The organism is Acinetobacter sp. ANC_7553, assembly GCF_056779895.1.
Genome location: NZ_JBWYIV010000004.1, coordinates 1 through 22,758, shown reverse-complemented (window position 1 = coordinate 22,758; position 22,758 = coordinate 1). Strand labels below are relative to the sequence as shown.

18 protein-coding genes and 1 pseudogene are annotated in these 22,758 nt (G+C 39.2%); 13 read left to right on the top strand and 6 right to left on the bottom strand.

Annotation, left to right across the window (positions count from 1 at the left end; all coding sequences use genetic code 11):
* Positions 1-6: 6 nt before the first annotated feature.
* The 3 genes and pseudogenes from AC1M9I_RS04265 to AC1M9I_RS04255 all read right to left on the bottom strand — a co-directional run.
* Positions 7-708 (bottom strand): annotated as a pseudogene (locus tag AC1M9I_RS04265) (ABC transporter permease); the annotation flags it as partial.
* Between the two features lie 116 nt (positions 709-824).
* The gene (locus AC1M9I_RS04260) at positions 825-1,796 is read right to left on the bottom strand and encodes an aliphatic sulfonate ABC transporter substrate-binding protein (RefSeq protein ID WP_481588385.1); all 972 of its coding nucleotides are present in this window, start codon (positions 1,794-1,796) and stop codon (positions 825-827) included.
* 293 nt (positions 1,797-2,089) lie between these two features.
* The gene (locus AC1M9I_RS04255) at positions 2,090-2,443 is read right to left on the bottom strand and encodes a hypothetical protein (protein ID WP_481588384.1); all 354 of its coding nucleotides are present in this window, start codon (positions 2,441-2,443) and stop codon (positions 2,090-2,092) included.
* Between the two features lie 281 nt (positions 2,444-2,724).
* Here AC1M9I_RS04255 and AC1M9I_RS04250 point away from each other — a divergent pair, with 281 nt between their 5' ends.
* Entirely contained in the window at positions 2,725-3,489 is a 765-nt protein-coding gene (locus tag AC1M9I_RS04250; RefSeq protein WP_481588383.1) for a 3-hydroxyacyl-CoA dehydrogenase, read from the top strand.
* Between the two features lie 58 nt (positions 3,490-3,547).
* Here the strand turns inward: AC1M9I_RS04250 and AC1M9I_RS04245 are convergent, their stop codons facing one another.
* Positions 3,548-4,474 carry an N-acetylmuramoyl-L-alanine amidase gene (locus AC1M9I_RS04245; protein ID WP_481588382.1) on the bottom strand — a complete coding sequence of 309 codons (927 nt, stop codon included), beginning with the start codon at positions 4,472-4,474 and terminating at the stop codon, positions 3,548-3,550.
* Positions 4,475-4,712: 238 nt separating this feature from the next.
* On the opposite strand from AC1M9I_RS04245, the gene AC1M9I_RS04240 reads away from it, so the two are divergent.
* The 5 genes from AC1M9I_RS04240 (at position 4,713) to AC1M9I_RS04220 (ending at position 8,437) form a co-directional block, all read left to right on the top strand.
* Positions 4,713-5,492 carry a HesA/MoeB/ThiF family protein gene (locus AC1M9I_RS04240; RefSeq protein ID WP_481588381.1) on the top strand — a complete coding sequence of 260 codons (780 nt, stop codon included), beginning with the start codon at positions 4,713-4,715 and terminating at the stop codon, positions 5,490-5,492.
* Positions 5,493-5,531: 39 nt separating this feature from the next.
* Positions 5,532-6,830, top strand: coding sequence for an ABC1 kinase family protein (locus tag AC1M9I_RS04235; RefSeq protein ID WP_481588380.1), 1,299 nt, complete (start codon positions 5,532-5,534; stop codon positions 6,828-6,830).
* Positions 6,831-6,949: 119 nt separating this feature from the next.
* The gene (folB, locus tag AC1M9I_RS04230) at positions 6,950-7,330 is read left to right on the top strand and encodes a dihydroneopterin aldolase (protein WP_481588379.1); all 381 of its coding nucleotides are present in this window, start codon (positions 6,950-6,952) and stop codon (positions 7,328-7,330) included.
* Positions 7,287-7,742: a 2-amino-4-hydroxy-6-hydroxymethyldihydropteridine diphosphokinase gene (locus AC1M9I_RS04225; RefSeq protein ID WP_481588378.1), complete on the top strand. Its 456-nt coding sequence runs from the start codon at positions 7,287-7,289 to the stop codon at positions 7,740-7,742. Before folB ends, AC1M9I_RS04225 begins: the two co-directional genes overlap by 44 nt.
* 146 nt (positions 7,743-7,888) lie before the next feature.
* A complete protein-coding gene (locus AC1M9I_RS04220) occupies positions 7,889-8,437 on the top strand; it encodes a DUF2799 domain-containing protein (RefSeq protein ID WP_481588377.1) in 549 nt (182 codons plus the stop codon).
* 28 nt (positions 8,438-8,465) lie between these two features.
* Here the strand turns inward: AC1M9I_RS04220 and coq7 are convergent, their stop codons facing one another.
* A complete protein-coding gene (gene coq7 / locus AC1M9I_RS04215; RefSeq protein WP_481588376.1) occupies positions 8,466-9,101 on the bottom strand; it encodes a 2-polyprenyl-3-methyl-6-methoxy-1,4-benzoquinone monooxygenase in 636 nt (211 codons plus the stop codon).
* Between the two features lie 4 nt (positions 9,102-9,105).
* Positions 9,106-10,425 carry an MFS transporter gene (locus AC1M9I_RS04210; protein ID WP_481610738.1) on the bottom strand — a complete coding sequence of 440 codons (1,320 nt, stop codon included), beginning with the start codon at positions 10,423-10,425 and terminating at the stop codon, positions 9,106-9,108.
* Between the two features lie 176 nt (positions 10,426-10,601).
* Here AC1M9I_RS04210 and AC1M9I_RS04205 point away from each other — a divergent pair, with 176 nt between their 5' ends.
* From AC1M9I_RS04205 to AC1M9I_RS04175, 7 genes are all read left to right on the top strand, one after another.
* Positions 10,602-13,358, top strand: a complete 2,757-nt coding sequence (locus tag AC1M9I_RS04205) for an autotransporter assembly complex protein TamA (RefSeq protein ID WP_481588374.1) — start codon at positions 10,602-10,604, stop codon at positions 13,356-13,358.
* Between the two features lie 43 nt (positions 13,359-13,401).
* Complete coding sequence (locus AC1M9I_RS04200; protein ID WP_481588373.1) at positions 13,402-17,925, top strand: translocation/assembly module TamB domain-containing protein; 4,524 nt, start codon at positions 13,402-13,404, stop codon at positions 17,923-17,925.
* A 118-nt stretch (positions 17,926-18,043) separates the two neighbouring features.
* Positions 18,044-18,478 (top strand): I78 family peptidase inhibitor, encoded by a 435-nt coding sequence (locus AC1M9I_RS04195; protein ID WP_481588372.1) that lies wholly within the window; start codon positions 18,044-18,046, stop codon positions 18,476-18,478.
* Positions 18,479-18,551: 73 nt separating this feature from the next.
* A complete protein-coding gene (locus tag AC1M9I_RS04190; RefSeq protein ID WP_180027655.1) occupies positions 18,552-18,929 on the top strand; it encodes a hypothetical protein in 378 nt (125 codons plus the stop codon).
* 142 nt (positions 18,930-19,071) lie between these two features.
* A complete protein-coding gene (locus AC1M9I_RS04185; RefSeq protein ID WP_035267100.1) occupies positions 19,072-19,341 on the top strand; it encodes a hypothetical protein in 270 nt (89 codons plus the stop codon).
* Between the two features lie 290 nt (positions 19,342-19,631).
* The gene (locus AC1M9I_RS04180) at positions 19,632-22,271 is read left to right on the top strand and encodes a bifunctional aconitate hydratase 2/2-methylisocitrate dehydratase (RefSeq protein ID WP_481587005.1); all 2,640 of its coding nucleotides are present in this window, start codon (positions 19,632-19,634) and stop codon (positions 22,269-22,271) included.
* Positions 22,272-22,345: 74 nt separating this feature from the next.
* The gene (locus AC1M9I_RS04175) at positions 22,346-22,708 is read left to right on the top strand and encodes a hypothetical protein (protein ID WP_481610737.1); all 363 of its coding nucleotides are present in this window, start codon (positions 22,346-22,348) and stop codon (positions 22,706-22,708) included.
* Positions 22,709-22,758 lie beyond the last annotated feature (50 nt).

Genomic DNA, 22,758 nt, shown 5'->3' with positions numbered 1-22,758 from the left:
ATTGATTCATCTTTTGATGACATCACGCCATAACAATAATTTTGATTCAAATACTTTCATTATGGTATCAGTGATTTTCCCCAATATTGCCAATAAAATAATGGCAATGATCACAATATCTGGACGCGATGTTTCACGTCCATCACTTAACAAATATCCGATACCTTGCGTTGCTGCAATGAGTTCGGCGGCAATCATAAACATCCAAGCTAAACTCAGACTATTGCGCAAGCCTGTAAGGATAGATGGTGAAGCTGCGGGTAAAACGATTTGGTAGATTTGTTGCCAGCGATTCAGTCTATACACTTGAGCCAACTCAATCAATTTTCGGTCGACACCATGAATACCAGTCACAGTATTGGTATAGGTTGGAAAAAAAGCACCAATCGCAATGAGGGTGATTTTTGAGGATTCGTCAATACCAAGCCATAACAAAAGGAGAGGAATCCACGCAAGACTAGGAATTGACTTAATTGCAGAAAAGGTCGGTTCAATAAACTCTTCTGCATGGCGATTGAGCCCAACCAAAACTGCAAAAAATAGTGCTAAACCACTACCAATAGCAAACCCTAAAAACACTCGCCATGTACTTGCCCAAATATGTTGACCTAAATCATTCTGAGCAAGTTCTTGCAGGGAAACAAATAAGCTACTTGGAGCAGGTAGCAGATAAGGTTCAACTACACCACCTCGAACCAAAATTTCACACAGCAGTACCAGTAATACAGGGAGGAAAATACCTTTCAACCATTTATTCCCTTTTGTCGACAGTTGTGAATGGACATCGATATTCCGATGTTCAATCGCTTTTTCACTGATCGCCATTATTTTGTCACCACTTTTTGAGCGAATGAGGCATTAAATAACTGTTGAACAACTTGATTTACATTTGTTCCTTTACGAACTAAGTCTTCTTCAGTCAAGATTTTGCCGGATTTTTGTAGTGCATTAATGTGTTGGGCTTTAGGAATATTTTGATTAAAGTCAGTACGCTGAAGCTGAAGTTTTGCAACCTCTAAAGGTAGTTTAGCTTCAGTGGCGAGTAACTGCGCCAGTTTATCTGGATTGGCTTTTGCCCATTTACGTGCTTGCTCATACGCTTTAATTACGGCTTCAATTGCTTCTGGGCTAGATCGAGTAAATGGCTCTTTGACGCTTAGCACGCTATAACTATTAAAGCCTACATTACGATAAAGCAGTTTTGCACCCGACTGGACTTGAGTTGATGCCATCAAAGGGTCTAAGCCAGCCCAAGCATCCACTTGTTTACGCTCTAACGCCGTTTTGCCATCTGGATGCTGTAAATGAACAAGCTGTACATCTTTTTTATTCAATCCAACGGTATCTAAAGCCTGTAGCGTAAATAAAAATGGGTCAGTTCCTTTTGTCGCGGCAATTTTTTTACCTTTTAGATCTTTTAGGGATTTAATCGGGGAATCTTTTGGCACGACCAAAGCTGTCCACTCAGGTTGGCTTTGGATATAAATCGTTTTAACAGGGCTACCATTGGCACGACTTAATACAGCGGCAAGACCAGCTGTTGAAGCAAAATCAACACTGCCGCTATTGAGATATTCTAAGGAGCGATTACTGCCTTGACTAAATACCCATTTGATTTTGGTATTGGGTAAAGCCTTTTCTAATAACTTTTGATTTTTAACCACTAAGCTCGTAGGAGCATAATAGGCATAATCCAGTTTGATTTCCTTAGGGAGGGCAGCAATAGCTCCACTATGAACAACACTAATTACTAAACCCAACAGTCCTAATTTCAATAGAGATATTGATTTTTTCACTAAAGTACCTGATTTAATTCGCTAAATTTTCGATATAAATAGCCTTTCAGATGATTTGTGACAAAAAAGAAAATGAGATATTAAAAGAATAAATTTTGATAAAGTTAAAATTATGAGTTAACACATTGAAATCAAATCAATATTTTATAAATATTGTGGTTTTGTGAAAATATAGTGATTTATCAGAACTTTATATGAATTAGTGCAATGAGATGAAGGTCACATAATTTAATATAATAAGACTAAGAGAGAAAATGAGACCAAACCCTATGAGTTTGATCTCAACACTCAAATTATACAAAATACTCAGTTGAAATATCGCTCACTTCAAGAAGGTCTAATGAGTCTGACTCCAAAGCCAAGCATAGCGCCACTACTTTTAGAGTGTCCGAAATTTTCGAAGCATCTTTTAACGCAATGCCAGATTTCAGTTCATTAAGACGTTCAGTTGAAATATCTAACGCAAGTGCAGTTTCACTTGCATCTTGAGTGTCTAGGAAATGATTGATTGCATTTTTTAAATCTATTTCAGATGCATTCAGAATGCTCATTTGAAGCTGCTCTGAAATTCGATCTGCATCTTGGTTAAGTGAATGGGGGAAAGTTTGAGCAAAATTTTGCTCTAAGACATCGATCATTTTAAACATGATTGAACCTTTAGGAGATATGGCAAAATGCCGAAATGAATAAGATTAAAATAGTCTAATTATTAGCCGAATTCAAAAGAATAACGATGACTGTATGGTTTTTAAATCATGTCACTAAAGCAAACTTAACCGTAATGTGTGATTAATTTTTATATAAAATAAATATTAAATTATAACTTTTTCGAATTTTTTATACCAATTGGTCACTGAATAAATTGAATCCGTATTAGAGGAGGATTACCCTAAAGCCAACTTAAAACTAAAAAAGGATAATGAGATTTATGAATATTCAAGGAAAAGTGATTGTTATTACAGGCGGCGCTTCTGGGTTAGGTGCGGCGACAGCAGCTTATCTTCAACAGCAGGGTGCTCGAGTCATAATTGTTGATATGAATGCATCTTTGGGCGAGCAGACGGGTCAAGAAATTGGTGCAGAATTTATTCAACTAGATGTAACTGATGAAAAATCAGTTGAATCATTCTTTGCATACATACAAGAAAAATATGGACAATTAAATGGTTTAATCAACTGTGCTGGTATTGCACCATCAGCTAAAGTGCTTGGTCGTGATGGCCTGCATGCCTTAGATATGTTCCAAACAGTGCTGAATATCAACGTCAGTGGAACCTTTAATATGTTGCGATATGCTGCGCAATTAATGTCACAGTATACGCTTTCGGGGGAAGAGGAAGAACGTGGTGTCATTGTGAACACGGCTTCAGTTGCTGCTTTTGATGGTCAAATTGGTCAAGCTGCATATTCTGCATCCAAGGGCGCTGTTGTTGGTATGACTTTACCATTGGCGCGTGAGTTAGCACGTGAAAAGATCCGTGTTATGACTATTGCGCCAGGAATCATGGAAACCCCGATGCTCAAAGGTCTTCCGCAAAATGTGCAGGATGCATTGGGACAGATGGTTCCATTCCCACCACGTTTAGCCAAACCTGAAGAATTTGCGAAACTGGTTGGACATATCTTTGAAAATTCGTATTTAAATGGTGAAGTGATTCGATTGGATGGCGCAATTCGTATGGCGCCAAAATAATATATGAAAATCAGTTTAGTCTTCACTTAAATAGACGACTAAACTGATCTCAGATGTTTTATGGTGAAATCGCCGGACGAGCTACATTTCGATACTTCTCAAGTAATGCATCAAGGCGGGCTACAGTTTCAATATCCGCGAAACCATCATATTTCTCAGGATAAAAATGCATTTGGAATGCGGATACAACATTTTGAGTGACTTGATCGTATTGACCAGTGACAGGAATGTTATATCCGTATAATGCCAATTTGCTTTGTAACGAAGCAATATCATTCTTCCAAGGATGATAAGTACGATAATAATTTACAGTGTCGTTATCGTACCAAGCACCGATGTTATAATCTTCATATAAACGTTTCCAAGGAAATAGCGGACCTGGATCAAATTTACGACCTGGAGAAATATCACTGTGCCCCAAAATTCGGTCGGGTCTGATCTCGTATTTTTTAGTAATTTTTAAAATAATATCTGCAAGGACTTCGATTTGTTGTTTTGATGAAAATGGATACCATCGACGTTGCATCAAAGGGAGTTGTTCATCATCTGCAGGGAAACCGAGATTTTCAATTTCAATTCCGATACTCGAGGCATTCAAACTACTGTTGGTCTGCCAAGAACTCGCGCCAGCATGCCAAGCTCTTTTATCATCAGGCACAAGACGGTACACAGTAAATTTACCATTGGTTGATAATTCGGGTACAAAATAGTGACTACTGGCAGGGAAATTAGGATCTTTAAACAAAGCCAATGTTTCGTCTTTAGATACTGCTGTGTAGTGCAGAATCAAGAACATTTGCCGATTGTCTTGATTGGGTGAAGTATTCTCTTCGTCCAGATCATAAAGCGTGCTTTCTATATATTCTGGTTGGGTATCCGAACCTTGATTGACGTATGTAATGTTGGTGATCTTTTCATCTTTACACGCTGCCAGAAATAAACTCGAAACTAATAATGCAGCGAGTGCTAAAATTTTTTTATTCATAAGTAGGACTGTCATTTATTGGAGTTAGATGTTTTTAAAATCAATTGCTAGTGAAGCAATTATTGAGATTATGTTTATAAATAATTAAAAATAAAATAAGAAAAATTAAATATCTAATCGAATTGTAACAATAAGGTATGGATCTTCTAAGGTAAAAATTATCTTCAGAATTATATGAATAGACTGGTTATTTATTCGGTATCATAGGCTTATACAAGCATGAAATCAGGGTGTTTAGGTGAGTGATAGCATTGAACTGAGTGATGTTGAACTACAGTTGTACGCAAGACAAATATTACTAGAGGATTGGGATATTGATGCACAAGAAAGATTAAAGCTGTCCAATGTGCTTATTATTGGTTGTGGTGGAATAGGGTGTTTGACTGCAGAGTTATTGGCGAGAGCAGGCGTAGGTAAATTGACACTCATCGATGCTGATACTGTAGAAATCAGTAATTTACAGCGACAAATTGCCTTTGATCATCATGATGTGGGTTTTTACAAAGCTGAAGTGTTAGCAAAGAAAATTTCTCAAATTAATCCTTATATTAAGATTGAATACATCACTTCAAAAATTGATTTTAATAATGCTGCCGCACTGATTACACATCAAGATCTTGTGTTAGATGGTTGTGATAATTTTGAAACCCGTTATTTGGTCAATCAAATCTGTAAGGATGCAAATGTTCCACTCATTAGTGCATCTGCGATTGGTTTGCAGGGGCAGTTATTTATGGTGGATGGTGAATCAGCATGTTATGAATGTCTTTTTCCTAAAGAAGATCATGCAGATGAGAGTTTAAGGTGTGCAGATTCAGGAGTTTTAGCAACAACTCCTAACCTGATGGCAAGTATGCAAGCACATCATGCGCTATTATATCTGGGGTTAAATTTAACACCATTAAAACAGAAGATCCTTCTATGGAATGGAAGGAACATGCAACAGCGAATTTTGAATTTTGACAAGGATAAAGAATGTCAAATCTGTCACATCAGTCAATCCGCAAAGACAATTTAATTTGCTACACTCAACATATCGAAATTTAATATCGACATTATGAAAAATAATATTTGGTTAGATGGTTTACGCTCAGTGGCCCGTGTAGGTGAAACTGTGGTCATTGCTGCGCGAGCAGGGATTAAATACGCGACAGAAAAACCGAGTAATGCGAAATTAATGCGCGAAACTTTCGAGTCACTTGGTTCAACGTATATTAAGTTGGGACAGTTTATTGCCAGTACGCCTTCATTATTTCCACGTGAATATGTTGAGGAATTTCAAGGGTGTTTAGATCAGACACCTAAACTCCCATTTAGCTATATTGAAAGTGTTTTGAATGCTGAGTTTGACGGTCGCGATTTAGGTGAAATTTTCGCATCTATTGATGAAACGCCATTAGCTTCTGCTTCGATCGCACAAGTGCATGCTGCTAAATTGGTGAGCGGCGAAGATGTCGTGATCAAAGTCCAAAAACCTGGTGTTGAAACTATCCTTTATACGGATTTAAATGTCCTACATTGGGCGACCAAGATTCTAGAGAAGGCAGTTCCTAAAGTAAAATTTGCTTCACTTGCGGATATTGTTGAAGAAATCAAAACACGTATGGTTCGTGAAGTTGATTTTATTGAAGAAGCAAAAAATATTGATGATTTTGTTAATTATCTGCACATTACTCAAAATACTAAAGCGACTGCACCAAAGGTATATCATCAATATTCAACACGTCGTGTCCTGACAATGCAGCGTCTTTATGGCGTGCCGTTGACGGATTTCGATGTGGTTCGTCAAGTTTCTAAAGACCCATCACAGGTTTTGATTACTGCCATGAACACATGGTTTGGTAGTTTGATGATGTGTGAAAGTTTCCACGCAGATTTACATGCTGGCAACCTCATGCTTTTGGATGATGGTCGCATTGGATTCATTGATTTTGGTATTGTGGGACAATTAAAGCCTGAAGTATGGACGGCATGTATTGCTTTCATGGATGCATTGCAAAATACCAATTATCCATTGATGGCAGAAAATATGCTGAAAATGGGCATGACCAATACGCAAATTGATACAACAGTTTTGGCAAACGATTTAGAACGATTATTCAGTGGCGTGCTCACCGCTGATCCTCAGCAAATTCTGTCGTCTAATCCAGCCGACTTAAATGACATCATGATGGATATGGTGGCTGTAGGTGAGCGTCATGGCATCCGTTTCCCACGGGATTTCGCATTGCTGTTTAAACAAATGCTTTATTTTGATCGTTTTATGAGAATTCTTGCGCCGTACACTGATATTTATGCAGATCAGCGCTTACAAATGGTACAAACAATCGATCCTAATCTTTTGTTGAAACATTAAATCTTAAACAAGTGTTAAAATATAAAAGCAAATCCTCAATAGAAGAGGATTTGCTTTTATCGCCTCCCGTCAAGTGTACTATCACTGTTCGATAGTTTACGAAAAGGTCATGATTGAAGATGGATTCCATATTAATTGAAGGATTGAAAGTTGAAACAGTCATTGGATGTTTTGACTGGGAACGGCAAATCATTCAACCATTATTGCTTGATCTTCATATTGAGACAGATTTAGAGCAGGCATCAAATTCAGATCTTCTCGCTGATACTTTAAATTATGCTGAAATTTGTGAAATCGCGACTCAGACAATTCAAAAAGCTCAACCTGAATTAATTGAATTTGCTGCAAAAATTGTTCTCGAAGCTTTGTTTGATCAATATCCAGCAATTGAGTCTATTCAAATTACTGTGCGTAAGCCTGCCATTATTCCACAAGCCAATTCAGTAGGAATTCGTCTTGAAAGACACCGTAATGATTTACGCGCTAGCATTGGCGAGTAATAGCCAACCGCACAATCATCTGGTGAATGCATTAAAACAAATTGCGTCATTGGGATGTATTACGCGTTCTCCCATCTATGTCATACCTTGTCGAGATGGTGTTGGACAAGATTATTGGAATGCTGCATGTTTATTAGAATCAAAGCAGCAAGTCAATGAAATTACCAATCTTTTAAAAGCGCTGGAAAAAGCTTCTGGTCGAGTCCGTCCGTCACATGATATCTCTTTGGATGTAGATCTCATTGCATGGGGAAATACGCTCCAAAATATGCAATTTAATCCAAAAAAAATGCCATTAGCCTTAGATGTTAAAATTCCAATGTTTGATATTTGGGAAAATCCATTATTTGAGCATGAAGCGCATCATTTTCCTCAAGTGTCACTAGATGGTTCATTATCTAAAATAGGATGAGTTTCGCTGAATAGTCCATCGGTAGCATTGATCAAATATATCTTTGATACGCAAATAGGCTCTGATTTAACAATAATCGGCTTCTTTTGAATGGACTAATTTTTATAATACGGCACTTCAAAATAAATAAGCTCCATATCAAGAAGATGTATAAAATTATTGTGTTAAGCGCAATTTTGGCGTTCCTCTCAAGTTGTGCAACGCTTTCCCCTCAAGAGTGTCGAACTGCTCAATGGTCTGAAATAGGTGAAAAAGATGGAAGCAGTGGTTATTCGAATCGCATTGTTAAACATCAAAAAGCCTGTTCAAAAGTGAATATTGAACCAGATCATGAGTTATATGAACAAGGTTACCAACTTGGGCTTCGTTCATATTGTCAACCCGAAGTTATTTTTGATCGAGCTTTGGAGGGAGGAGGTGTTTATAGGGTTTGCCCATCGGAGTTACATGCTCAATTAGCACCCTTTTATAATGTGGCCGATCAGTACTATCGTTCTAAGAAAGACAAAGATGCTAAAGATAAAGAAATTGAAACATATCGAGACTACTTGCTGGATGACAAAATCACCAAAGAAAAGCGGGAAGAGTATCTTAAGAAAATAAAGTCCTTAAAGCAGGATAAATTGCGGTTAGATTTGAATTTTAATCATGCTGAGCGTGAATTAAATAAGTTTAGACGATTCCATCATCTATAAAAAAATGCGGCCCATGAGCCGCGTTTTTTTAAATATAATAACTTGTTTTGGTCATGAGTTTGGATATACCCGTCATTGCGATTTTGACCGCAGCTGGTAATTCCACACCACCTGCATTTAGTGCAGTATCTCGATGCTGAAGTTCATCCTGATTCATCTGTGTCAAAATTTGACGAGAGCGTTCATCATGCGGTGGGAGTTGGTCGAGATGGTGTTGCAGATGCAGACTCACTTGGCGTTCAGTTTCTGCAACGAAGCCTAAACTGTATTTGTCACCAGCAATACCTGCAATCGCACCCATACCAAAAGAAAGACCATACCATACAGGATTGAGTAGACTTGTATGACTATCTAACTCTTTTAAACGATCTTCACACCATGCTAAATGATCTTGTTCTTCAATCGCGGCATGCTCCATTTCACGACGAACATTAGGCAACTTAGCTGTTAATGCTTGACCGTGATAAAGCGCTTGAGCACAGACTTCACCACTGTGATTAACACGCATGAGTCCAGCAACATGCCTTGCTTCGCTCACTGCGAGATGAGTCTCTGCTTGACTTGCTGGATTTTCACGTTGTGAGGTGGTGGTGCCTGGCACCAAACTACGCAGTGCTTGATCAAATGAATGGATAAATTTATCTAGACCTGTGTAGTGACGCATAACCTTAATCCTCTAAATCAATTTGAGCATTTTTTAACATTGGTTTTAAGCGTGTTAACAACCAAATCGTGTACAGAGCACTCAATATTGCTGTAATACTGAATAGAATCTTAATATCAATACTTAAGATACTTAAAATAATAATGGAGAATATAGCAGAAGACACCATGAATACTGCATTCATAATGTTATTAGCAGCCACTACTCGAGCACGATGTGAACACGGTGAATAGGCTTGCATCATGGCATACAGCGGAACAATATAAAAACCACCACTGATCCCTAATAATGTAACTGCAATCATCACATGATAATAAATCATACCAGAATTAAACATGTCTGATATGCCAATAAAATCGCCCGTCCTTTCAGGAACAAAGGCTAAACTTGCTGCTAAATAGAAGGCGAAAACGGTTAAGCCTACTGCACCAATAGGCACCATTTTAATATTGACCTCTGAGCCACCAATTTTTCGGCATAACAATGAACCTACACCAATACCCACAGAAAAAAAGGTAAGGAGGAGGCTAACCACATTTTCATTGGCATGCAGATTTTGCTGAGTCATTTGAGGAATTTGGGTTAAATAAGTCGCGCCATAAAACCAATACCAAGAATTACCCAATAAAATGGTAAAGATGAGGGGTAAGCTTTTTGCATAACGTATGGTTTGGAAACTGGTTCGAAAGAAATTCCAATCGACATTGATATGATTTTCACGGACTTTTTGTTTAAGAACGAAGCGACTACAAATATAACCAAGTATCGCGATGGTCACGACCGTCAGGCTGATCCAAACTAAGTTACCTTCAGAGTTTGAAATCACTACACCACCCAAGATCATCCCCATCAATATTGCAATGGAAGTACCTGACTGGAATAAAGCATTACCCGACATCAATTCATTCGGTTTTAATATTTCAGGGAGAATGGCGTATTTAATCGGTCCGAAGAAGGTACTGTGTGTACCCATGAGGAACAATGCAAATAACAATAGCCATAAATTGCCGAGTAAAAATCCAGCAGTACCAATCAGCATAATCAAGATTTCAAGCAATTTGATATTACGAATCAAGAAAGAGCGTTCGTATTTGTCTGCAATTTGTCCTGCAGTCGCTGAAAAAATGAAGTAAGGTAGAATAAAGAGAAGTGCGGCTAGATTATTCAGTGTGCTTACGCTTGCGGTCTGTTGTTGAATCCAACCATAGGTAATGACAAGCAATAAGGATTGTTTAAAGACATTATCGTTTAAGGCTCCAAAAAATTGAGTCAAAAACATAGGTAAAAAACGGCGCGAACTCAGTAGATGCTCTTGTTTTTGCATGACAATTCAGCTTTTTTAAAAATTATTAAGAAATGTGATGATTTAGTAACAATATCGGAAAATCATGTATCATATTTTCATCCTAAAAATTTTGAAAATACTAGAAATTTGATTCAGTTAGCTTGAGTGAAAAATCCGTATTTTCTATTTAAAATATAAAGTATTCAGAGCGCAGTATGCCATCGAAAACACAATTTAAAAAATCATTACTTTCCCAATGTGTACAGCACACATGGATATTAAATGATATCAATAAATGGTTCTATGCAAGTGTTTTTTTAGGTGCTCTTTCTTCACCTGTGTTATTTGCAGCTGACACAGTGGTATCAAGTCAGGAGCTTGAGCCTGCGACATCTGTACAAGCCATCGAAAATAATAAACAAAAAATAGAAAATGTTGCGCAGCAACAGGGATTGTCAAAAGAGAAAATTGAAAGTATTGATCAAAAAATAGATCAGTTGAGTGGGCAAGATGATTTTAATAGTTATGAAATGCTTCAGCAGCAAGAGCAATTGAGTCCACAAGAGCAATTCAAACCGATAGAATTTGATGATTTGGAGTTGCTGCCTGAGGAAAGTGTGGACCCTCGACTTGCCAATGAAATTTTATCAGTCGCTGAACAAGCCAAGCAGGAAGCGCAAAATTTCAGATCGGGATTGACGACTCCAGCAGTTCAAGTACAAGATCTACCTGCGAATGACATTTCAGAGGCTGAGTTAACAAAAGCTCCAGTCAACATTGATCAGTTGATGCAAAATATTCAGTCTGATCGTCAGATTGAGGTGTCTGAAAATGTGGAAGGACGTTCATTATCCGTTCAAACCCAAGAACCTGAAAATAAAGAACCAGAAAAAGTAAATGTGTTTAAACGCATTTTCTACAAAATACGTCCTCCACGTCTTAATCAGCCCGCTGCTGTGCCACGTATTACCGCAGATGTTACAGGCGCACCTAAACCACTCGCGGACAATATCAAAGCAAAGTTATCATCATTCACTGTTGAGTCATTTTCAGATTTCAATGCTGCCGTCCCGCAACTCCGTAATATGACTGTCCAAGCTGCACAAGCCGTAGGTTATTACGATGCTGAATTTAAGTTTGAAAAAGTCAGTGATAACCGAGTGCGTGTCAATGTCACACCTCATAATCCAGTAGTGGTGCGAGAACAAAATATTGAATTTACTGGGCCTGGGGAGAATCTTGCTCAATTGCAAGTGATTCGAGTGCTTCCTGATTTGGAGGTGGGTGATATTTTCGATCATGGTAAATACGAAGCGACAAAAGCTCGAATCATTGAAGCGGCGAATAACAACGGTTTCTTTGATTATTATTGGCGAATGCACGATGTCATGTTGGCCCGCCCTCAAAATCAAGCAGATATAAATTTGAAGATGGAAACAGGTGAACGTTATAAGCTGGATGATGTGCAGTTTAGAATGAGTGATCCATCAAAAAAAATACCGATTCGTGAAGATATTTTAAGAACCTTAGCTCCTTGGCAAGAAGGTGCAGACTTTACCGCATGGCGTGTAAATGTATTAGCCAACAACTTAACCAATTCACGTTATTTTAACTATAGCCTTGTTGACGCTGTTAAACCTGATCCAATTATTAAGCCGCTTGAACTCGCACCTGATTTGCAGGCTTTAGTGGATGAGCAAAAAATTGATAGAAGTTTATTAACAGGTCAAGAAAAGGCTGAACAACAGGCAAGTTCATCAGAAGAAGTCACGCAGAATGTGGCAGATGAAACTCAATTTGCGGGTGGAAATGAACGTCGTACTTTGCAAGAGCGTAATGATGCTGATAATCAAGCGCAAGCCAAGCAGGAAGAAACTGAGCGTTTACAAGCCTTAGCACGTGAAGAGAAAAAAATCCCTGTCATCGTGACATTGAATGCGGATAAATTAAATAGTGTTGAAGCGGGTATTGGTTATGGTACTGATACCGGTGTGCGCTTACGAAGTCAGTACCGCCGTTCTATTGTGAATGAACGTGGTCATTCGTTTGATGCAAACTTGGAGTTGTCACAAGTCAGACAATCGATTGATGGTCGCTATAATATTCCATATAAACACCCATTAAATGATTATGTCAGTCTAGTTGGTGGTTACGAGCGTGAAGATCGTGATGAAATTGGGAATGGATTAAATCTCATTGTGGAATCCGCCGTTGCCGGAGCTGACAGAATTATTAAAGGTGCGCGTCGTGATTGGCAGCATATTTTTGGTGTGCGTTATCGTCTAGATCGTATGACGATTGAAGGTGATATTCCTGAGACACTTGACCCAGATACCAATTGGGATGAAATCCCAGAGTTTGTCGTTGCAACGGGTAATGATGAGCAGCAATCTTTATTACTTGGTTATGAAGCCACTAAAGTCACCAGTGATAATCGATTAAATCCGACAAAAGGATTTAAACAAAACTACAAAATCCAATTGGGGAGTGAAAGCCTGCTATCCGATGCTGATATGGCGATTGTAAATGCGAACTGGAAATTTTTATATTCACTAGGCAGTAACAATGATCATCAATTCATTGGTGGGGCAAACCTCGGTTATATCATCACAGAAGATTTTCAAAAAGTGCCCTATAACTTGAGATTCTTTGAAGGGGGTGACCAAAGTCTACGAGGCTTTGACTATAAGAGTTTGTCCCCTGTGGAATTTGGATATAAAGTCGGAGGTCAAGCGCGTGCGATTGGGACTTTAGAGTACAATTACCAATTTAAAGAAGGCTGGCGCGCCGCGTTATTTAGTGATTTTGGTAATGCTTATGATGAAAAATTTACCAATGATACTGAATATAGCATAGGAGCAGGAATCCGCTGGAACTCTCCAATTGGTCCAATTCGTCTAGATGTGGCATCGGGGATATCTGATCCTGGTAAACCGATTCGTCTACATTTCTTTATCGGGCCGCAACTTTAATATTTAAGATAATAAAAGTACTCAAACATTTTTTGGAATAAGTATGGCTGAAGACATCGAGCAGCAACCTGAGCAACAACCTGATCAAAACGTGACGCCACAGCGAAGTTTATTACGCCGTGTATTGCTGATCATTTTATTTATTCTGATCTTTTTTGTGGCTTCGCTTGCCGTAATGTTTTCAACAGACAAAGGCAGTAAATTCTTACTTGACCGTGCTTTGTCCACTCAACAGATTATTCAGTATGAATATGAAGGTGGAAATTTACTTCAAGGCATTATTCTAAAAAATGTATTGGTGACGCTGAAATCAGTTGATGTGAAAATTGATAGAGCTGATGTCACTTTGGGTTGGCGTGCCATATTAGATAAAGAAATTCATTTGAATCGTGCCGATGTCCGAAATTTGCGTGTCATTAACAAGTCACCGCCAAGTGATGAGCCATTTAAGTTTAGTGAAATTAAACTCCCTTTTGTTTTACGTGTTGATCAAGCCGATATCGATCAATTGGTCATTCAGACTTCAAGTTCTAAAGTACAATTTAATGACATTATCCTAAACGAAGCACTATGGTCAGGTACTGAGCTTAAGTTTGAAGATTCGCAGTTTGATATGGGTTATTTGTCTGTAAAAAAAGCAACAGGTCAGATGGATTTTAAAGGTAAATATCCGTTAGATGCGCAAGCGGTTGTAAGACTCCCATCTTTAAAGTCGATCAACGTTGAGGATATTTATCTCCATGCAAAAGGCTCTTTAGATACCATTCAAGCGGGCATTGCCACACGTACCCCTGATTTATTAACAGGTTGGGCAGTGGTACATCCAGTTCGAAAAAATGTACCAATGCAAGGTGCTTTAAACTTTAAAGATTATCACTGGCCTTTAATGCTAGAGCAGGAGCTCTTATCTAAACAAGGAGTTGCTAAGTTTTCTGGAGATATCCAACGTTTGAATTTGGATATTAATACCGATATTTCTGGTAAAAATATTCCTCAAGGACAATATACTGCGCTGGCGCATACAGATCTCGTCAATCAATTGAATATTTCAAACCTGAATGGTCAATTGATGAACGGGGCGCTGAATCTTGCGGGTGTCGTTGGGTGGAAGGATAAAGTCACTTGGGATGTGCAAGGTCGCTTAGATAAAATCAATCCAAAAGATAAAGTGATTCCACAAGTGGTGCAAGATTTTCTGCCAGAACGTTTGGATGCCAAAATCGCCTCAGCTGGGTCGTTAGAGAAGGGATTAGCTCTCACAGCACTTATTGATTTTGACCAATATGAAACATGGAATTTAAATCTTAATCAAGCTGAACAAAAAAATAATAAACCGAATCCGATGTTGCTAGATGTCGCTTGGAAAAATATTGATCGTGCTGTTCCGTACATTGGTTGGTTAAGTAGTGAATCTGGGGATGTAAAACTTGCTTTAGTTGAAGGTCAACAAAATATTCATGTGGCAACCGTAGTTGGTGCAAATGAAAAAGGAACTTTACCTGCTGGCAAATACAATGCCCAATTAGACCTTAAAGGTAATGATCTTCATGTTCCTTCATTTATCTATCAAGCAGATGGAAAAGGATCTTTACAAGCAAATGCCAAGGTTGAATTACCATCTGATCAAAGACAGTTGAAGTGGAATGCGGTGCTTAATGCAAAAGACTTTAATCCGCAAACCATCAGTTCTGCTGCTCCTGTAAATTTATTAAATGGACAAATTCAAGCGAGTGGCTTTGCTCGACCTAACCAGCAAATTATTCAGTTAAATCAGATCAATCTTTCAGGTCAACTTGCCAATCAAAATCCACCGGAAACAATTAAGCTGACTGGCTCAAGTACAGCAGCCATTCTTCTACATGATGAAAAGTCGGGTGGTGGCTTTAAAGGCTTCGCAGTAAATTATGATGGTGCATTACATGCAAGCCAACTGCCACAAGGGGATGGTCAGCTTAAAATACGTGTAGCAGGCACACCTCAGCGCATCAATATTTCCGAATTTAAACATCAGGGTGCTGCGGGTCAGATCAATGCCAATGGTTTAGTCAATTTAGCCAATGGAATCGGATGGGACATTAATGCTTCTTTAATACGTTTTAAGCCTCATTATTTTGTTTCAAGTGTTAAAGGGGAAATTTCAGGTAATGTCAAAACGGATGGTGTTTGGTCAGATCGTTTGAAAAAAATTAATATTGATCGACTCAATCTCGCTGGCATGATCAATAAAAAACCGCTGAGAGCAAAAGGTAATCTTGCTGTTATTCTTAATTCGAATCAGACAGGTTTCCTACCACAACAGTTTGAAGCCAATAATTTGTATTTTGTGTATGCGCAGAATCAGATTCAAGCCGAAGGGAATGCTCAGAATCTTCGCGTTAAGATTGACGCGCCTGCATTATTTGAGCTTTATCCTGGTTTACGTGGTCGTGCGCAAGGTTTTGTAAACGTGCAGTCTCAACCGAGATTGTCTGCAACTGCGAATGTGAGGGTGAATAACTTTGGTTTCAATGATCTTGTCAGTATCAAATCACTCAACATCCAAGGGGAATTACCAACTTCAGACACAGTGCCTACTGCATTAACTGCAAGAATGGACAGTTTAAGAAGTGGCAATCGTGAGATTCAAAACGCTGAAGTCTCAATTGCTGGTACACGAAAAGCACATTTATTGAAAGTGCAAGCCTCGAACAAGCTGTCTAAATTTTATGTGCAACTGGCAGGTGGATTTAATCCTGCGAATGATTGGTTAGGTCAAATTCAAAAAGGTGACTTTGACTCTGCACGGGTGCATTTGAAACAGGCCCAATCTGCCCCTGTGATTTATAATACTGCGAAAACAGAATTATTTGTGGGTGCTCATTGCTGGACCAGTAATCAGAGCCAACTTTGCTTTGATCAGCCCTTACGTGTGAGTAAGACCAAAGGTAGCGCCTCATTTGTGAGTCGGAATTTAGATCTTGGTGACTTTGCCGCATTTATGCCTGAAGGTTTCGCAATTACGGGTAAATTGGATGGTTATGCTAAAGCGTCTTGGGGGCAAGGCATTCAACCAAAAATCGATGCCAAACTTGTTACGCGTAATGGTGTTGTCGGTCTAGCAGCTGCCGATCCTGATGATATCAGCACTACAATGAACTACGATGAAGTAAGTCTTATTGCACGAAGTATTCGTGAAGGATTATTACTTCGTGCTGATTTGAAAGCTCCGAATATTGGGACTGGATATGCAAATGTTGTGGTGAATCCATTTGTTGATTCGAAACCAATGCGTGGTGAAGTTGCTCTGAGTCAAGTACAACTGAAAATTTTAAAACCATTCATTTCGGATGTGCGTAAAATCGATGGTAATTTATCCCTTGCGGGTAAAATCAGTGGGACATTGACTCAACCGTTATTTAACGGCGAAATGCGACTTAAAAATGGTTCAATCAGCATGATTTCGTTACCTGTTAATCTCACGAATATTCAGCTGTATTCATCTATTCGTCAAAACCAAGCGACGATCGATGGCGCTTTCAATAGTGGTCGAGGTGTGGGTAAGTTAACGGGTGATATCGATTGGAAAAATGATCCTAGAATTCGTTTAAAACTCAAAGGTGATAATTTATTTATTCGCCAAGCACCATTAATCACAGCTGTTGTGAACACTGAAATGGATTTAGATGCACGTCCTGTCAGTAAGCAGTTAACTTTGAATGGTAAAGTTGAAGTTCCGCGTGCGCTGATTTCAATGCCAGAATCGAGCGCATCCGTAGTGCCTTTATCCGCCGATGTTCGAGTAGTACGTGAAGGTGATAATCAACTCGCGGTACTTAAGGCTGCAAAGCCATGGGATATCCGCGCTGACTTAGAATTAAATTTAGGAAACCAAGTGATTTTCCAAGGCTTTAATAGTCGTATTCCATTGCTTGGGCGAATTTACTTAACGCAACGCGGTTTAGAAACTGCCATGCGTGCCAATGGTGCGATTGGTGTAAGTAAGCGCGTTACTATTGAAGCTTATGGGCAGTCTTTAGAACTAAGTCGTGCAATTGCGCGTTTCAATGGTGCATTGTCCAACCCAACCCTTGAGGTTGAAGCAAGTAAACTCATTTCAGGCAGTACAGTTGGTGTGCGTGTTACTGGAACCGCAAGTAGTCCAAATATCCAAGTATTTAATGATGCGGGATTATCTGAACAAGAGGCGATGAATGCCTTGATTACAGGTCGAATCAATGAAGGTTCTAGTAGCTTGAGTCAAGCAGAAGGCTTTAAATCAGATGTGAACAATACCATTGCTGCAGCGGGGATTAGTTTAGGGCTTGGTGGTACACGTGCTTTAACCAATCAAATTGGACAGACATTTGGGTTAAGTGGTCTTGCTCTTGATGCGCAAGGAACAGGCGATGATACTCAAGTGAGTGTGACAGGTTATCTGACCCCTGATTTATATATCCGTTATGGTGTTGGTGTCTTTACGCCAGTCAATAAATTGACGCTACGATATCAGATGAACCAAAGACTCTATCTGGAAGCAAGTCAGTCTTTAGAAAAAGCCATTGATATTTTCTACAACTGGCGATTCTAAAAGGTAAAAGGGCTTCAATCGAAGCCCTTTTTAATTCAATGTATAAACCGAAATTAAATTTAAGCCCTATTGTTAAAATGCTAGACTTAAAATTTATCGGACAAGAAAGAATTAAAAAATGAAAACAATTGCAATATTCATCGCGATGATAGCGGCAACACTCATGGCGGGCTGTCAAACCACTCAAACTGAGCAACTTACTCCAAAAATTGGAATGGCTAATCCTGCAAGCAAATTTTGTGTTCAACAAGGTGGAAAATTAGAAATACGTGATGAGGTAAATGGTCAAGTGGGTTATTGCCAGTTGCCAGATGGTGTTGTGGTAGAAGAATGGGAACTATTTAGACATCATCAAAATATTTGCAAGCCTGAAGAAGCAAAAAAATTAGTCGGCATGCATAATCTTGATGATCAACAGATTTTGAATAAAACCAAAGCCATAATTATTCGCCGTGTCGGACCAAATGATCTGGTTACTATGGATTATCGAAATGATCGTATTACAGTAACCGTGGATGATCAGAATAAAATTATTCGTTCAAGCTGCGGTTAATGAACGAGAAATGTCATTACACGATTTCCTATTCGGTTTAACTCGATTATCATAGCCGCAACAGGAGAGATGTATGAACAAATTCGTGATTCTGGGTGCTGTACTTGGTTCAGCCGTTTTGCTCAGTGCTTGTGAAGAAAAAAAGCCACTAACCCCTGAAGAAGTCTGGCATGGTTACTGTACCAGTATTGGTAATGCTGCACGCTCTATTTTGCTAGACCGTCAAAATGGTATCGAGAAAACTGCGGCGGTCGAACATGCTTCTAAACTGACCGATCCGACGACGAAGAAATTCGTAGATGCTCAAATTGAGAAGGTCTATGCTTATCCTGCGAATCAATTAGAATTGGATCGTGATGCATTAATGGCTAAATTCAAAAAAGAAGCAACGGATGAGTGTTTAGCCACTCCTTACGATAAAGATAATCTGCCTGACTACAAACAGTTTTAAGGCGCTACAAAAAGATTGATCATAAAAAAGAGGGAAGCGTAAGTTTCCCTTTTTTTGTTGAAATTAATTACAAATTTTAATTAGCATTAAAATAGAAAAGCTTATATAAAAATAAGATAAATAAAACAAAAGGAGCGAAACAATGGAAGTGGTCGCATACCTGAATAATGCCGATCTTCTGCTTGAAGATGCCAATGGTGTTGCTGTAATTAATGGCAGCCATTACGTCCTAAGTCTAGGGGATCGAGTCTATCTTAAAAATATGATCAATGAACATGCCAAAATTTATCAGGTACACATTAGTTTTGCCTGTGCCGAACACCGCATGCTACATGATGATGAAATTCTGGTCAGATTCGAAGGAACACGAGAAAGTCTGCAACAATATTTAGATCGCACGACTGTCCACTAAGGTTGAATAGTCAAAAAAGGATTTAAAAGGCAACATCTTGTTGCCTTTTATTTATTTCAGATCCGTAAAAGCTTCATGTTAATGTCAGAATTGTTCGATAAAACAACATATTGAGCAATGAGTAATCAGAAGAGAGATCATTTAGTAAGAAAATAATGGTCATCACAAAGAAACACTCTTCTTGCATTAACTTTTAACCGGAATTTTAGTAAAATTTAGCAGTCCATATTATTTGCAGGCTTTATAAGCAGGATATTGCAAGTAATTTTTTAAAGAAGAGGAATAACACCGTGCTAGAAGCTTACCGCCAACACGTTGAAGAACGTGCCGCACTCGGAGTCCCACCGAAGCCACTTGATGACGCTCAAACAGCTGCATTAGTTGAATTATTAAAAAATCCACCAGCTGGCGAAGAAGCATTCTTAGTTGATTTGCTTGAAAACCGTGTTCCAGCAGGTGTTGACCAAGCTGCTTACGTAAAAGCTGCTTTCTTGGCTGCTTTGGCGAAAGGTGAAGCGACTTCTCCATTAGTTTCTAAAGAGCGTGCGGTTTACTTACTAGGTACTATGCTTGGTGGTTACAACGTTGCTCCTTTAGTTGAATTATTAGAAGACGCAGCGCTTGGTGCTTTAGCTGCTGAAGCGCTTAAGAAAACACTTCTTGTTTTCGATGCGTTCCATGATGTTGCTGATAAAGCAAAAGCAGGTAACGAAAACGCGAAAGCTGTTCTTCAATCTTGGGCTGACGCTGAATGGTTCACTAGCCGTAAAGATGTTCCAGAAGAAATCAAACTTACAGTTTTCAAAGTTACTGGCGAAACTAACACTGACGACTTGTCACCTGCACAAGACGCTTGGAGCCGTCCAGACATTCCGTTACACGCGAATGCGATGCTTAAAAATGAACGTGATGGTATTAAGCCCGAAGTTCCAGGTGAAGTTGGTCCATTAAGCCAAATCAAAGACTTAATCGCGAAAGGCAATACTGTTGCTTACGTGGGTGACGTTGTTGGTACAGGTTCTTCTCGTAAATCTGCAACAAACTCTGTGCTTTGGTTCTTTGGTGACGAAATCGCTCACATTCCAAACAAGAAAGAAGGTGGTTACTGCTTAGGTTCTAAGATTGCTCCGATTTTCTTCAACACTATGGAAGACGCTGGTGCGTTACCTGTTGAGATCGACGTTGCAAACATGAACATGGGCGACGAAATCACGTTGAAGATTGACAAAGCGACTGCAAAAGTTACAGCGTTCAAAGATGGCGCTCAAATTGCTGAAGCTGAGTTAAAAACTCCAGTACTTCTAGACGAAGTACGTGCGGGTGGTCGTATTAACTTGATCATTGGTCGTGGTTTGACTACTAAAGCACGTGAAGAATTGGGTCTTCCTGCTTCTGACTTGTTCCGTACTCCAGTTCAACCAGCTGCAACTGGCAAAGGCTTCACGCTTGCTCAGAAGATGGTTGGTCGTGCTTGTGGTCTTCCAGAAGGTCAAGGTGTACTTCCAGGTACTTACTGCGAACCTAAGATGACAACTGTTGGTTCTCAAGATACAACAGGTCCAATGACGCGTGACGAATTGAAAGACTTAGCTTGCTTAGGTTTCTCTGCTGACCTCGTAATGCAATCTTTCTGTCATACTGCTGCGTATCCAAAACCAGTTGACGTTCAAATGCAACACACGCTTCCTGATTTCATCATGAACCGTGGTGGTGTATCACTGCGTCCAGGTGACGGTATTATCCACTCTTGGTTAAACCGTATGCTTCTTCCAGATACAGTAGGTACTGGTGGTGACTCGCATACTCGATTCCCAATCGGTATTTCTTTCCCAGCGGGTTCTGGTCTTGTAGCGTTCGCTGCAGCAACTGGTGTTATGCCACTTGATATGCCTGAATCTGTACTTGTGAAGTTCAAAGGTAAAATGCAACCTGGTATCACTTTACGTGACCTAGTACATGCGATTCCTTACTACGCAATTAAAGAAGGTGACTTAACTGTAGAGAAGAAAGGTAAGAAAAACATCTTCTCTGGTCGTATCTTAGAGATCGACTTATCAGAAATGGAAACTGACTTAACTGTTGAACAAGCGTTCGAACTTTCTGATGCTTCTGCTGAACGTTCTGCTGCTGGTTGTGCGATCACACTTTCTGAAGAGAAAGTTGCTGAATACCTTCGTTCAAACATCACGATGTTGAAGTGGATGATCTCTGAAGGTTATGGCGATGCTCGTACTATGGCGCGCCGTGTTGAGAACATGGAAAAATGGTTAGCGAATCCATCACTTCTTAAAGCTGATGCTGACGCTGAATACACGAAAGTGTATGAAATCGACCTTGCTGACATCAAAGAACCTATCCTTTGCTGCCCGAACGATCCAGATGATGCAAAACTTCTTTCTGACGTTCAAGGCGACAAAATTGATGAAGTATTCATCGGTTCTTGTATGACGAACATCGGTCACTTCCGGGCAGCTGGTAAACTTTTAGACAAAGTACCTGGTGGTTCTTTATCTACTCGTCTTTGGTTAGCTCCTCCAACTCGTATGGACGAACGCCAATTGATGGAAGAAGGTTTCTACAATACTTATGGTAAAGCTGGCGCGCGTACAGAAATGCCAGGTTGTTCATTATGTATGGGTAACCAAGCACGTGTTGCTCCAAATACAACTGTTGTATCTACTTCTACGCGTAACTTCCCGAACCGTTTAGGTCAAGGTGCAAACGTTTACTTGGCTTCTGCTGAGCTTGCATCTGTTGCTGCGGTGCTTGGTAAGTTGCCAACTCCTGAAGAATACCAACAATATGCTGCTCAAATTGATAGCATGTCTGCGGATATCTACAAGTACTTGAACTTCGATCAAATGAACGACTATACAGACGCTGCTAAAGACGTTGATACGAAGAAAATTGCTGCAGCTCAATTAAGCTAAGTTATTGAAAAATAATTTATATTGAGTTAGAAATAAGGGCTGAGTAATCAGCCCTTATTTTTGTGTGTTAAAAAATGAAAAAATATTTAATGGTAAGAAGTCCAGAATCTTTAATAAAAGAGAATAGAATTGGATATGGTTGGAAGCAGGTAAACTTTTCAGTACATTCAAATATAAAAACTGTGATTCAAGAAATTATCGAGAAAAATGGTTCGATTGGTCGTATGACTAATCAAGTTAAGAACTATTTTGAATTAAAGAGTGAAGATATTGTTATTGTTCCTTTAGGTAAAAAGATTGCGATTGCTAAAGTAATAGGAACCAAAAAATATGATCCTCTATTTAAAGGAGGACATGGTGCTAATCAAATCGATGTAGAGTTTTTTAGAAAAGATGGGCTTTGTTGCATAAAGATTTTAAAGATAGAGCTTTCCTAAGTTGTTTAAATTTAAGTGACAACTTGGGTGTGAGGTCGGCCGAGCTCCGT

Excerpts from the sequence above, each read along its gene's own strand:
- AC1M9I_RS04255 (WP_481588384.1), bottom strand. The coding sequence starts at position 2,443 with ATGTTTAAAATGATCGATGTCTTAGAGCAAAATTTTGCTCAAACTTTC.
- AC1M9I_RS04250 (WP_481588383.1), top strand. The coding sequence starts at position 2,725 with ATGAATATTCAAGGAAAAGTGATTGTTATTACAGGCGGCGCTTCTGGG.
- AC1M9I_RS04245 (WP_481588382.1), bottom strand. The coding sequence starts at position 4,474 with ATGAATAAAAAAATTTTAGCACTCGCTGCATTATTAGTTTCGAGTTTA.
- AC1M9I_RS04235 (WP_481588380.1), top strand. The coding sequence starts at position 5,532 with ATGAAAAATAATATTTGGTTAGATGGTTTACGCTCAGTGGCCCGTGTA.
- folB (WP_481588379.1), top strand. The coding sequence starts at position 6,950 with ATGGATTCCATATTAATTGAAGGATTGAAAGTTGAAACAGTCATTGGA.
- AC1M9I_RS04220 (WP_481588377.1), top strand. The coding sequence starts at position 7,889 with ATGTATAAAATTATTGTGTTAAGCGCAATTTTGGCGTTCCTCTCAAGT.
- coq7 (WP_481588376.1), bottom strand. The coding sequence starts at position 9,101 with ATGCGTCACTACACAGGTCTAGATAAATTTATCCATTCATTTGATCAA.
- AC1M9I_RS04210 (WP_481610738.1), bottom strand. The coding sequence starts at position 10,425 with ATGCAAAAACAAGAGCATCTACTGAGTTCGCGCCGTTTTTTACCTATG.
- AC1M9I_RS04205 (WP_481588374.1), top strand. The coding sequence starts at position 10,602 with ATGCCATCGAAAACACAATTTAAAAAATCATTACTTTCCCAATGTGTA.
- AC1M9I_RS04200 (WP_481588373.1), top strand. The coding sequence starts at position 13,402 with ATGGCTGAAGACATCGAGCAGCAACCTGAGCAACAACCTGATCAAAAC.
- AC1M9I_RS04195 (WP_481588372.1), top strand. The coding sequence starts at position 18,044 with ATGAAAACAATTGCAATATTCATCGCGATGATAGCGGCAACACTCATG.
- AC1M9I_RS04190 (WP_180027655.1), top strand. The coding sequence starts at position 18,552 with ATGAACAAATTCGTGATTCTGGGTGCTGTACTTGGTTCAGCCGTTTTG.
- AC1M9I_RS04185 (WP_035267100.1), top strand. The coding sequence starts at position 19,072 with ATGGAAGTGGTCGCATACCTGAATAATGCCGATCTTCTGCTTGAAGAT.
- AC1M9I_RS04175 (WP_481610737.1), top strand. The coding sequence starts at position 22,346 with ATGAAAAAATATTTAATGGTAAGAAGTCCAGAATCTTTAATAAAAGAG.